This window comes from Xylanibacter ruminicola 23 (assembly GCF_000025925.1).
In the GTDB taxonomy this organism is placed as follows: Bacteria; Bacteroidota; Bacteroidia; order Bacteroidales; family Bacteroidaceae; genus Prevotella; species Prevotella ruminicola.
Genome location: NC_014033.1, coordinates 80149 through 93278, shown reverse-complemented (window position 1 = coordinate 93278; position 13130 = coordinate 80149). Strand labels below are relative to the sequence as shown.

Genomic DNA, 13130 nt, shown 5'->3' with positions numbered 1-13130 from the left:
TTTCTGCGAAACTTCCAAATAAATGCGTTTTTTTCGTTCAAAAATTTTGTTATTTGCGCAAAATCAGCTATCTTTGCGGGTGTTTACTACCATACTTACGGACAATTTATGCTTATATACAGCAATCATATATATATTTATCTGATAGCGGTTTTCTTGATATCCGTTATTGGCATGGTAGTATACAATCGGCTCATCTACTATCGCGAACGCAAAATAACCAGGAAAGTACAGCGGCTGAATATGCAACTGACACTGATTATGGATGCCAACAAAACTGACACCTGGACCTATCATACCAAGAAGAATATATTTAAGGTTATATCAAAACAGGATCTGACCGAGACACTCTATACACCTTTCGACTTTTCACAGCTTTACGACCGCGATGACTTTAAAAAGATACAGAAAGCCATTACAAACATACAGAACAGAGAAACCCTATCGGAAACACTGACCGTGAAGAGTGCACCCAACAAAGACGGATTAGTGAAATGCTACGAGATAACCCTCTCGGTACTGCACAGGAACCGCCACGACATGCCAAGCGAGATTCTAGGTACCCAGCGCGACATTACTCTGGAGCAGCAAAGGGCAGAGAATACCCGAAAACTGATGCTGAGATACCACACAGTATTTAACTCGTCGCTAGTTGACATGATTTACTATGATGCAGATGGCTATCTGGCCGACCTGAACGATAAAGCCTGCGAGACATTTGGTGTAAAAAACCCTCAAGCCTTGCTTGACCGCCAGATGAAAATGACCGATATTCCCTCGTACAGGGAGATGGACGTACGCACTATAGAGCACACCCAGCTATCGTCGATTACCGATATCAGTCAGACAAAAGCTACCGATGAGCGTGTTCCCGAGGTAACACGCCAAGGCAAGATATACTATGAGGTGATGTTAGGGCCTATCCGAAACGAGGACAACCAGCTTTATGGTGTGATTGCAGCAGGCAGAGACATTACCGAGATGGTAGAGTCGACACACAAGCAGAAGGAAGCCAGCAAGCTGATTGAGAAACGTACCAAAGACATACAGCAATATATCAGAGACATCAACTACTCGCTGAGAATCAGTGAGGCACGCCTGGTAAACTACTACCCCGACACCCATGAACTGGAGATTCTGAGCGACCTGACCGAAACAGGTAAACGTATAGCACAGCTACATGCCGTAGCACTGATACATAGCGACGACCGTCCCAAAGCCAAGCACTTGATTCTGCATATGGACAAACGACGTTTGGGCACGATATCAGAAACACTGCATACCAAACTGCCCGACAAGCAGGGACGCGACATTTACTTGAACTTTAACCTGATGCCCATCACCAACCACGATGGCATAGTAACGCATTACTTCGGTCTGCTACGAAACGACACAGAGATGTCGTACACTGAAATGCGACTGCAGGAAGAAACAGCCAAAGCCCAGGAAGAGGAGCAGCTGAAGAACGCCTTCCTGTTGAACATGAGCTATGAGCTGCGCGTGCCCTTACACGCAGTGATTGGTTTTGCCGACTTGTTCAAAACAGAGCATAGCCTGGAAGACGAGCCGATATTTGCCAACGAAATCAAGAAGAACACAGATGTGCTGTTGAACCTGATTAACGATATCCTGTTCATATCGCGTCTGGATGCCCACATGATAGAATACAATTACGAGGTGCACGACTTTGCCACCTTGTTCGACAGTTGGTGCCAGCATGGTTGGAGCGAGACGAGCAATGATGCCAGAAAGATCATCAACAACTCCTATAAATCGCTTCGTGTAAAAATTGATAAGCACAACTTGGGTATTGCCATCGAGAAGTTGTGTAACTATGTAGGTTTGAGTACCAACGAGGGACTTATCAAATCAAGATACGAATACCTGCACGACGAGCTGATTGTGATTGTTGACAGCACAGATGGCGGTATGGACCTGGAAGATGCCACCAAGATGTTCGACCGCTTTGTAAGCGATGGCAAGAACAAGCGCATTGGCACAGGACTGGACCTGCCTATCGTAAAAGAGATGATAGAACAGATGGGCGGTACCATCGATGTGCTGTCGGAACCCGACAAGGGTAGCTCGTTCTTTATCGCCCTGCCCTGCGAGATGATTGACTTTGAAAGAAAAATAGTGATATAGTATGCAGATACTGATAGTTATATTAACCCTGGTGGTGATTATCATAGGCATGATATTGAACCGCATTACACTCTACAGCATTCGAAAGAATACCTGGAGAGCCAAGGATATGGCTACCATCATGCAACGCACACTAAACGACAACAACTATGTGGTACGACTCAAACTGCAAAACCACCTGGCCTATAACCTATATGGCGATTTCCTGCCTGCCAACGGTATGACTTTCGAACAGAGTCTGGAATACATACACCCCGACGACCGTCATTTCTATAGCGAGTTTATTATTCGGTTAGTAAAAGGTGCCGAATCATCGGAGTGTATCTTCAGATGGGATAGCAGTTTGGACAAGCATGAAGAACAATGGCGCTATATTCACGATATAGGTATTGTGGAATACGACTATGATGACAAGAAAACGCCAATCAATTTTTACTGTATTCTGGACGACCAGACCGACCAGATACTGACCGAAAAGGAAGAACGGGAACTAACCGACCGCTATCGCAAACTGTTTGAACAGAGCATCGTGGGGCAGGCTTTCTACGACAAGGATGGCCATCTGCTAACAGCCAACCACAAGTTGCGCGAGATACTGAAGTTTAAGACAGAAGACGACCCATTCTATCATCGCTACAGTCTGTTTGAGTTGCCAACCTTCCGTTATATTCTACGAAAGGATCTTACCGACGACCTCTACTTCTGCACCAAGACAGTGATGTATGAGCGTGGCGTGAACTGTTATTCAGAAATAAGAATACATCCCATTTTCAATGAAGATCACCAATTGGAGTTCTTCACACTGTATATGCGAGATGTTACCCAGGAACGTGAGCTATACCAGCAGGACAAGGAGAACGAAGCATCGCTGCAACGTACCAACCAGGCCATCGAACAGTACGAGACAGAGCTGAAATACCTGATGGAGAATGTTGACATGCATTTTTTCCGCACCTCGTTCGAGAAACGCGAGGTTACCTTCTATCGCGAGATGAGCGTGATAGAAAGCAAAATGGGTTTCGACGAGCTCATTACCCACTTTATCGACGATCCGTTTGCCGAAGGATTACGCCATCCCTACGAGTTCTTTAACGAGCCTAAGTCGACCCTGACCCATATGCGTCCGTTCTTCCACGACAGCGATGAACTGGAGTGGACCTTTATCGATAGCATTCCATACTATGATGAGAACGGCAAGCAGACAGGCACCTATGGTGTGGTAAGAAACGTTACCGACCTGATTTACAAGCAGGAACAACTGAAGGAAGAAACCGAACGCGCTAACCAGGCGGGTATGCGCAAGAGTACCTTCCTGGCCAGCATGAGTCATGAGATACGTACCCCACTGAATGCCATCGTAGGTTTCTCGGATGTATTGGCAACCATGAGTACACCCGAAGAGCGAGAGGGAATTATACAAGTGATATCCAACAACTGCGACATGCTGTTACGTCTGGTGAACGATATTCTGGCACTCTCATCGTTAGAGAGTGGCGACATCATCGTCAAGCCCACCAGAACCGACTTTGCCAAGTGTTTTAACAGCGTGGCCACCTCGTTGGCACAGCGCATCAAGAACCCCAAGATAGAATTCCTGGTAGAGAGTCCCTACCCCACCTATATCACAACCATTGATGGCGGACGTACCCAACAGATAGTAACCAACTTTGTTACCAATGCCATCAAATATACCCAACAGGGACATATAAAGATTGGTTATGAGCAGCAGATGCGACAGGATAAGGAAGGCTTGTACATCTACTGCGAAGATACCGGTGCAGGCATACCCAAGGAGCACCAAGGAAAAGTGTTCGACCGCTTTGTAAAGCTGAATGATTTTGTACAGGGCACAGGTCTGGGTCTGAGCATCTGCAAGCTTATTGCCGACAATAGCGGTGGCGAGATTGGCGTTACATCCGAAGGCAAGGATTGTGGCTCCACCTTCTGGGTATGGATTCCATGTAAACAAGAAATTACTGAATGATTATGAATAGATTTAGAATATTTGTACTACTTTTGGCCTGCCACCTGTCATTTGGCACCGCATACGCTCAAAAAGACAGCATCATTGTTTACAATGATCAGCGACCGCTGGTGTATGAGGATGCCTGGGACCTGTGGCCCTATGTATTCCTGAACGAGAACGGCGAACCTGACGGCTATAATATCGACCTTTTGAAGATGATTTTCAAAGAACTCGACATTCCATACGTTATCAGACTACGCCCTACTCTGGAAGCACAGAAAGACCTGAAAGACCATAAGTCGGACCTGATGCTGAGAATGGATGCCGACTTTGCCCGCAACAACTCATCCTACGGAAAAACCATTGTGCAGATATTCACCCATAGTCTGGTAACTCCTAAAAGTCAGGCTATCCATGCCAAGGCAGGAAAAGACCTTACCGACTACTCTATCATTGTGCATGAGGGCAGTTTCAGTCACCACAAACTGATTGATAACGGATGGGCCAAGGAAATCATCCCCTTCGACGACATGAAAGAGGCCATACAGACAGTAAGTTCTGAAAACAAAGGTGTGATACTTTGGAACTCTATGTCGCTGAAGTGGCTGATGATGAAATACCATACCGACAACCTGGAACTCACTCCCTTCGACTTTCCCTATGGCGAATATAAGTTCTTTGCCAACGACCATCACCTGCTGGCGCAACTGGACAGCGTTTACTCGAAACTGCGCGCCAACGACCAGTTGACTGCTATCCAGAACAAGTGGTTCTACCCAGAGCGCCAGGAATCGGGTATCCCTTCATGGATTTGGGATTGGATTAAGTTCTTTGCCATCCTGGCTTTAGCCATTATCATTTACTACGCCTTCTTCAAGATTCGCGAACACAAAATGACAAAGAAGATCTTGAGGGAAAACGAACGTCTGTCGTTGGTTATGCGTACCAGTAACGTAAAGTTCTGTACTTACGATGTGGACTCACAGTTCTTTGTGATGATGGACTCGGCCGGCTACCCCGAGCGCAACTATTCGCTGCTGGAATTCTCACACCGATTCGATCCTAACGACTTTACGCAACTTACCGAAGCCTTGCGCCTGGTTATCGAGGAGAAAGTTCCTACCTTTACCTTGCAACTCAAGGAATACGAGAACGACCTGATTCATAGCAACAACTACACGGCTACCCTGTCGGTATTGCGACGCGATAAACACAAGAAACCATCAGTTATTATCTGTTCGAAGACCGATACCACCCAGGAGCGCATGCGCCAACAGCTCATTAAGGAGTCGATGCTGCGTTATCAGTCGCTGTTTAACTCGGCTATGGTTGATATGGTGTACTATGATGCCGATGGTTATATCACCGATATGAACTCCAAATCACTTGCTGTAGTAGGAGTTGACATAGAAACAATCAGAAAACAGCACATCTCGCTATCCGATGTGCTGGGTATAGAAGATTTGGATCTCGACGACTTCGAAATCTTCTATGCCACACAGATTTACAACGGACCTGACGATGGGCGTATACTGAACAATCTGTTGAAACGCGACAAGTTATACTACGAGCTGCAGGTAATGCCTATCCGCGATAACAATGGTAAGCGCATCGGTTTCTTCGGTTCTGGACGTAATGTAACCGAGGTTGCCCATTCGTACCGACAGCTGCAGGAGAACACCAACGAACTGCAAGAGGCACAGGACGAGGTTACAAGCTATGTGCGTAATATCGACTATGTGCTGGCTGTAGGAGGCATCAGTCTGGCCAAGTATCACCTTGACACGCATACACTAACCGTATTCAGCGAAATCAATCACGAGAAATATTCGCTAACCCAAACCAGAGCATTGGCATTCATCGCCCCCTCATCAGAGAAACAGGCACTGCGCATACTGAACAAGATGGATAATAAGCAGCCTGGCAGTCTGCGAGCCGAAATCAAGACCTGCATCAGGCGCAAGGACCACGTAACCCTGCACCTGCAGTTTAACTTTGTGCCCACCTATAAGGATGGACAGATAGTGGAATACTTCGGACTGATTCGTGACATCAGTGATATAAAGGCCGTGGAAGAGAAATTGGCATTGGAGTCGGTTCGTGCCCAGGAGGTAGAGACAGTGAAGAACGCCTTCCTGCACAACATGAGCCACGAGATACGTACACCATTGAATACGGTAGTAGGATTCTCCGAATTGTTTGAGATGGATCACTCGCCTGAAGACGAGGCTGTATTTATCAATGAGATTAAGGAGAGCTCGGCCTCGCTGCTCAAACTGATCAACGACATTCTGTTCCTGTCGCGACTGGATGCCGGCATGATTACCATCTCGCCTCAGCCCATCGATCTGGCCAGCATTTTCGAGGGCCGTTGCTCATCTGTATGGGACAACCACAGGCAACCAGGCGTAGAGTATATTGCACAGAATCCGTTTAAGCGATTGATAGTTGAGATTGATGAGCCCAATGCATCGATGATTCTCAACAAGATACTCACTAATGCCATACAACACACCACCTCGGGATCGGTATTGGCACGCTACGAGTTTATTGCCGACCGCCTGATTGTATCGGTAGAAGATACCGGATGTGGCATTAAGCAAGAAGACATCGAGCACATATTCGACCGATTTGTAACCGGTGCCAACAATGGTGCAGGCTTGGGTCTCAGTATCTGCCATGAGTTGGTAGAGTATATGGGCGGACAGATAGAGCTTAAATCTACCGAAGGCAAGGGCACCATGGTATGGTTCTCGATACCTTGTAAGCTGATAGAAATGGAACGTTGTTAAATCCGAAACTTGATGATCATGACAAAAAAGATATTCATACTTGCTATTACCAGTTTGCTTGCCTTGTGCCACGTGCAGCAAGCGGCAGCTAAATATATACGTGAATACACCACCGATAAACCGCTGATTATTGTGAGCGACTGGGAGTTTCCGCCTTATGAGTTCAGAAACGACATGGGCGAACCCGATGGCTATAATGTTGAGGTACTGAACCTGATATTAGACAAACTGGGTATTCCGCACAAGTTCATCATGAAAGAGTGGTACCAGTGTACAGAGACCTTCGACAGGCACGAGGCCGACCTTATCCACTGTCTGAAGTTTAAATACGACCGTCCCCCATTCGAGTACACCCAGAACATGATTACCTATTATAATGTGAGGGCTGTACGACTGAAGGGGACCCGTCCGCTCCGACGCATCAGTCAGCTTACTAAGAATGACACACTGACAGTAAAGAAAAACGACTATGTTGACTTGAAGGTAGCCGAACAGAAGAGCAAGCCGTTTAGGGTAGAATACCATTCGCCCCGCGAGGCCCTGATGGGTATCCGAAGTGGCAAGTACAAGTACTACATGTGGGGCGAACAGCCACTGATGATGAAGGTTAAGGAGCTGAACATTGATGGCATTGAGTTTGACGAGACCGACATCCCTGCTGGCGAGTTGCGTATCATCGGTTACGATAAGGATCTGATTCACGCCATCGATGATACATTTGCACGTATGGAGCAGTCGGGCGATATCGAAAGGATATACGACAGGTGGTTCCATCCCGAGAATGTACACAACGATGCATCGCCCATGGCACTCATTCTGCTGGTTGGCATCATCGCAGCAGCCATCATCTTCCTGCTGTTCAGTCAGGTGATGCGTACCCGCGTTCGAAAGGCTGTTGAGAAATCGGTTGACCTGAACGAGATGATGCAGAAAGCACTGAGTTCAGGTAAATACTATGTGATAGAGTTCGACATCCAGACACAATGGTTGAAAAACAGATATGGCGATATGCTACCCGAAGAAGGTATGAGTCACGCCGTGTTTATGGAACGCCTCCCCGAAGAAGATAAGGGTAAATTCAGCGAAGCCATGCGCTTAATGAGTCAAGGTCATAAGGATCTGGGCTATCTGAAGCGTCGTTATAACAGAGGAACGATAGAAAAGCCCGACTGGCATTGGATTGAGGGACACGCCGTAGTAGAATACGACGAAGACAAGCCACGTTACATCATTACCTCGTTCAGGGATTACACCAACGAGGTACAAGAGGAGCGCATGAACGAAGAGATAGCCAGCAAATACCAGAACATGTTCGAATATGGCTTGATAGCCATGTCGTTCTATGACAAGGATGGTAAACTGATTGACGTGAACCGTCGCATGGCCGACCTCTGCGAGTTTGACAAGGATGGCGAGGAGTTCTTCCGCCAGATGAACCTGTTCGAAGTTCCCCTGGTAAAAGGCCAGTACCACAAAGGCGAAAAAGAGAACTTCCACGTTTGTCAGCGCATGTTCTATCCCGAGATAGGCATCTACAAGTATATCGAGATTAAGGTGCGCCCAACATTCGATGAGAATGGCGAGATGCAGTTCTACGTGGTAACGGCCCGCGATATGACTGCCGAACGACACCTATATCTGGAACAGCATAGGCACGATACCGAGATTCGTAAAGCCACCGAGAATATCAAGACCTATGAGGAACAGTTAGGTTACCTGCTGATGAACAGTAACATGTTCGTATGGAGCTTCTATACCAACGAGGGCATCATCCACTTTAGTCGAAGCGGCCGAAAATCCGACTACACCGAAACCATCGAGGAATTCTTTGCTGGTGCTACCGAAGAATATCGCGAATCCGGTATCCGCGAGGTATATGAAACTATGCGCCAAGGCAAACCATATAATACGACCATTCACTTCAACCACACACCAAGCGAACCCAAACCCGTATGGTATGCCATCAGCGGCATCCCAAGCTTCGATAGCTCCGGGAATGTTTGTAAGTACTTTGGTGTGGCCCGTAACATCAACACTCTGATGGAGGCCCAACAGAAACTAAAGGACGAGACGCAGCGTGCCGAAGAATCTGGTAAGATGAAGGCCGCCTTCCTGGCCAATATGACACACGAGATACGTACCCCTCTGAATGCCATTGTGGGATTCAGCGATCTGTTGCCAGTGGTTGAGGAACATAGCGAGCGTATGGAGTTTATCCGCATTATCCGTAACAACTGCGACATGCTGATGCGACTCATCAACGATATCCTCGAAGCCTCGAATGTTGGTCAGGCACTGGCCATCCAGCCCGAGCAGGTTGACTTTGCCAAGGTATTCGACGACATCTGTCAGACCTTGGCACAACGTGTAGATGAGGCTGGCGTGCTGTTCATCAAGGATAATCCATACGAAACCTTCCCTGCTACGCTTGATAAGGGCCGCATACAACAGGTACTTACCAACTTTACCACCAACGCCATCAAGTACACCCACGAAGGACACATCAAGGTGGGCTATCGCGAGCAGGATGGCGGCATCTACTTCTACTGCGAAGATACAGGTGCTGGTATCCCCAAGGATAAGCAGGCTGCTGTGTTTGAGCGTTTTGTAAAGCTCAACGACTTTGTACAGGGTACAGGTTTAGGATTGAGTATCTGTAAAGCTATTGCCGAACGATGCGAAGGAAAGATTGGTGTTGAATCAGAAGGTGAAGGTCATGGTTCTACCTTCTGGATGTGGATACCAAGGAAATAAAAAAAAGCCCTCGCCATTTAGCGAGGGCTTATTATTTAGAAGAACAATGCTCTTTCAACCCAGTAAGTAAGAATACCTGCCAGATAGCCCACAAAAGCCACCCAGGTAATCTTCTTCATATACCAGCCAAAGGTAATCTTCTCGAGGCCCATCACAACCACGCCAGCAGCCGATCCGATGATAAGCATTGAACCGCCCACACCAGCACAGTAGGCCAGCAACTGCCAGAAGATACCATCGATAGCCATATCGCCAGTAGCAGCCACAGGATACATACCCATACATCCGGCTACCAGAGGCACATTATCAACAATCGACGAGAGCACACCGATAATACCTGTTACCAGGAAGTGATTACCCTCGAAAGTGGTATCAAGTACGCCACCCAGCATGGTGAGTACGCCAACCTCCTGCAGTACGGCTACAGCCATCAGGATTCCCAGGAAGAACATAATGGTAGACAGGTCGATACGCGACAGCAGATCGCTTACACGCTTGGCCATGGTGTCATCATCCGAAGCACTGTAGTGGAAGATCTCTGTAACTGTCCAAAGCAGACCCAGAACAAGCAGGATGCCCATGAATGGAGGCAGATGAGTAATCGTCTTGAAGATGGGCACAAAGCACAGACCGCCTACACCCAGCCAGAAGATGATGTCGCGCTGCGACTTGGTAAAGGTACTGACATCGGCCTTTGGCAGATTCTGCTCCTTATCAAACTTGCCTTCCAACTGATACTGCAGGATAAAGGCAGGTACCAGCATAGAAATCAGCGATGGGATAAAGATTTCGGTCAGCACACCCTGAGTAGTAATAACGCCCTTAATCCAAAGCATGATGGTGGTTACATCGCCAATAGGCGAGAATGCGCCTCCCGAGTTAGCCGAGATAACAACCAGAGCTGCATAGATCAATCGGTCGTTACGACTCTGAACCAACTTACGCAGCACCATAATCATCACGATAGATGTTGTTAGGTTATCAAGAATAGCTGAAAGGAAGAAGGTCATAAAGGCCATTCGCCACATCAGCTTACGCTTAGAGCGTGTCTTTATGGCATCGCGAACAAAGTTAAAACCACCGTTTGAGTCTACAATCTCTACGATGGTCATGGCACCCATCAGGAAGAACAAGGTACCTGCGGCATCGCCCAAATGATGTTCGATAACTTCGGATATGTGGTGCATCACATCACTGCCCAGTAAGCTGGGATAATACGACATTGGATCGAGCATAAGCAGTGTCCAGCACAGCACACACATCAGCAGCGCAATAGCCGCTTTATTTACTTTTGTCAGGCTCTCAAGAGCTATACAAAGATAGCCTATACAGAACACAACGACAATCAAAATTGTTAATGTTGACATTTTTGTTTAGAATACTTTTTAATTATTGTTTTGAATTTGGCTGCAAAGGTACGAATAAGTGAGAAGAAAACCAAATATTATTTGAGTTTTCTCGAACGGAAGTACCTTAGAGCGAAGCTCAGAGGTAATAATAAGTGAGAAGAATACCAAATAAAACCCGAAAAGTTTGTTGCTTAGCGAAAAAGTTTGTATATTTGCACTCCATATGAACAACGAACTGAATAATGAAGTAAAGTGGAGTGACAACGTGGTACTGGTAGATGCAGACTACGTTGACACTGTGGCATTTAATCTCATTGTTAACTTCGAGCGCATGATTGGAAGACGCATTCCACAGGCAGATATCGCCAAGTGGCTTGACTGCGTGGCACTCGATGGCGGCGTGAGAGAGGGTGAGAACGATATACAGGTAATCCTGATTCACCAGAAGGACCAGCAGCAGATGAAAAACTTCGTACCAGGAAACTATGCTAACGACTTGAGCGAAAAGGCATTCAAGGATCATCTGGGCGAGTTTACCATCAATGCCTACCAGCCCGAAGAGTTTGCCAAGACTGGCGATTTCTTTTGCGAGGTACTCGAACTGGTTTGCGCCCAGAAGAACATTAAGCGCCTGATGGTGATTCCTAATGCCGAAGATGCCTCTATATATAATAAGGTACGCGAGACGTTGCGCCATGCCGACGATGATGACAAGCGCATCACCGTGTTCAGCATGCAGCCACAAACAGGCGGCAACTATCGTCAGGAAATCTTAGGCTACTCGCTGATGGCAGCACTCGGTATCAAAGCCGACGAGATTAAAGATTAAAGATTAAAAATTAAACATTAAACATTAAGAAATTAAACATTAAAAATTATAGGACTATGGCAAAAGTATTAATGATTGGCGCTGGTGGCGTGGCTACCGTTGCAGCGTTTAAGATTGCTCAGAACGCTGACGTGTTTACAGAGTTTATGATTGCTAGTCGCCGTAAGGCTAAGTGTGATAAAATTGTGGAGGATATCCACAAGGCTGGATATAAAATGGATATTAAGACCGCTCAGGTTGATGCAGATGATGTAGAGCAGCTCAAGGTGCTGTTCAACGATTTCAAGCCCGAGCTGGTTATCAACCTGGCCCTGCCCTATCAGGACCTGACTATTATGGATGCTTGCTTGGCTTGCGGTTGCAACTATCTCGATACAGCCAACTACGAGCCAAAGGACGAGGCTCACTTTGAGTACTCATGGCAGTGGGCTTATCGCGAGCGCTTTGAGAAGGCAGGACTGACAGCTATCTTGGGCTGCGGTTTCGACCCAGGTGTTACTTCAATCTACACCGCTTATGCTGCCAAGCATCACTTCAAGGAGATTCAGTATCTGGATATTGTTGACTGTAACGCTGGCGACCACCACAAGGCTTTCGCTACCAACTTCAACCCAGAGATCAATATCCGCGAGATTACCCAGAAGGGACTGTACTGGGAAGATGGCAAGTGGGTTGAGACTGAGCCTCTGGAGATTCACAAGGATCTTACCTATCCAGAGATCGGTCCTCGCGACAGCTACCTGCTGCACCACGAGGAAATCGAGAGTCTGGTTATCAACTACCCCACCATCAAGCGTGCACGTTTCTGGATGACCTTCGGTCAGCAGTATCTGAAGCACCTCGAGGTGATTCAGAACATTGGCATGAGCCGTATCGACGAGGTAGAATACGAGGCACCATTGGCCGATGGTACTGGTACTGCCAAGGTAAAAATTGTACCTCTGCAGTTCCTGAAGGCTGTGCTGCCTAACCCACAGGATCTTGGCGAGAACTACGAGGGACAAACCTCTATCGGCTGCCGCATCCGTGGTATTGGCAACGATGGCAAGGAGCACACCTATTATGTATACAACAACTGCAGCCACCGTGCCGCCTACGAGGAGACCGGTATGCAGGGTGTTAGCTATACCACAGGTGTACCAGCGATGATTGGTGCCATGATGTTCTGCAAGGGTCTTTGGAACACCCCAGGCGTTCACAACGTAGAGGAGTTCGATCCCGATCCATTCATGGAGCAGCTCAACAAGCAGGGTCTGCCTTGGCATGAGATCCACGATGGCGACTTGGAATTATAA

The 13130-nt window shown here is 47.2% G+C and carries 7 protein-coding genes; 6 read left to right on the top strand and 1 reads right to left on the bottom strand.

Annotated features, from left to right (window positions below; all coding sequences use genetic code 11):
• Positions 1-243: 243 nt before the first annotated feature.
• From PRU_RS00365 to PRU_RS00350, 4 genes are read left to right on the top strand one after another with little or no spacing between them, the layout of a single operon-like run.
• On the top strand, positions 244-2145 hold the full coding sequence (locus tag PRU_RS00365; protein WP_187288014.1) for a sensor histidine kinase: 1902 nt from the start codon (positions 244-246) through the stop codon (positions 2143-2145).
• Position 2146: 1 nt separating this feature from the next.
• On the top strand, positions 2147-4129 hold the full coding sequence (locus tag PRU_RS15125; RefSeq protein WP_013065077.1) for a PAS domain-containing sensor histidine kinase: 1983 nt from the start codon (positions 2147-2149) through the stop codon (positions 4127-4129).
• Between the two features lie 2 nt (positions 4130-4131).
• Complete coding sequence (locus PRU_RS00355; RefSeq protein WP_177168180.1) at positions 4132-6903, top strand: ATP-binding protein; 2772 nt, start codon at positions 4132-4134, stop codon at positions 6901-6903.
• Between the two features lie 18 nt (positions 6904-6921).
• Complete coding sequence (locus tag PRU_RS00350; RefSeq protein WP_177168179.1) at positions 6922-9657, top strand: ATP-binding protein; 2736 nt, start codon at positions 6922-6924, stop codon at positions 9655-9657.
• 35 nt (positions 9658-9692) lie between these two features.
• On the opposite strand, the gene nhaD is transcribed toward PRU_RS00350, so the two are convergent.
• Positions 9693-11024, bottom strand: coding sequence for a sodium:proton antiporter NhaD (gene nhaD, locus PRU_RS00345; protein ID WP_033151010.1), 1332 nt, complete (start codon positions 11022-11024; stop codon positions 9693-9695).
• 205 nt (positions 11025-11229) lie between these two features.
• Between nhaD and PRU_RS00340 the strand changes: the two genes are divergently transcribed.
• Together PRU_RS00340 and PRU_RS00335 are read left to right on the top strand one after the other, a co-directional pair.
• Positions 11230-11835 (top strand): DUF6621 family protein, encoded by a 606-nt coding sequence (locus tag PRU_RS00340; protein WP_013065334.1) that lies wholly within the window; start codon positions 11230-11232, stop codon positions 11833-11835.
• A 56-nt stretch (positions 11836-11891) separates the two neighbouring features.
• A complete protein-coding gene (locus tag PRU_RS00335; RefSeq protein ID WP_013065478.1) occupies positions 11892-13130 on the top strand; it encodes a saccharopine dehydrogenase family protein in 1239 nt (412 codons plus the stop codon).

Bases quoted from the DNA above. Each gene is read 5' to 3' on its own strand.
- PRU_RS00365 (WP_187288014.1), top strand. From the start codon at position 244: ATGCAACTGACACTGATTATGGATGCCAACAAAACTGACACCTGGACC.
- PRU_RS15125 (WP_013065077.1), top strand. From the start codon at position 2,147: ATGCAGATACTGATAGTTATATTAACCCTGGTGGTGATTATCATAGGC.
- PRU_RS00355 (WP_177168180.1), top strand. From the start codon at position 4,132: ATGAATAGATTTAGAATATTTGTACTACTTTTGGCCTGCCACCTGTCA.
- PRU_RS00350 (WP_177168179.1), top strand. From the start codon at position 6,922: ATGACAAAAAAGATATTCATACTTGCTATTACCAGTTTGCTTGCCTTG.
- nhaD (WP_033151010.1), bottom strand. From the start codon at position 11,024: ATGTCAACATTAACAATTTTGATTGTCGTTGTGTTCTGTATAGGCTAT.
- PRU_RS00340 (WP_013065334.1), top strand. From the start codon at position 11,230: ATGAACAACGAACTGAATAATGAAGTAAAGTGGAGTGACAACGTGGTA.
- PRU_RS00335 (WP_013065478.1), top strand. From the start codon at position 11,892: ATGGCAAAAGTATTAATGATTGGCGCTGGTGGCGTGGCTACCGTTGCA.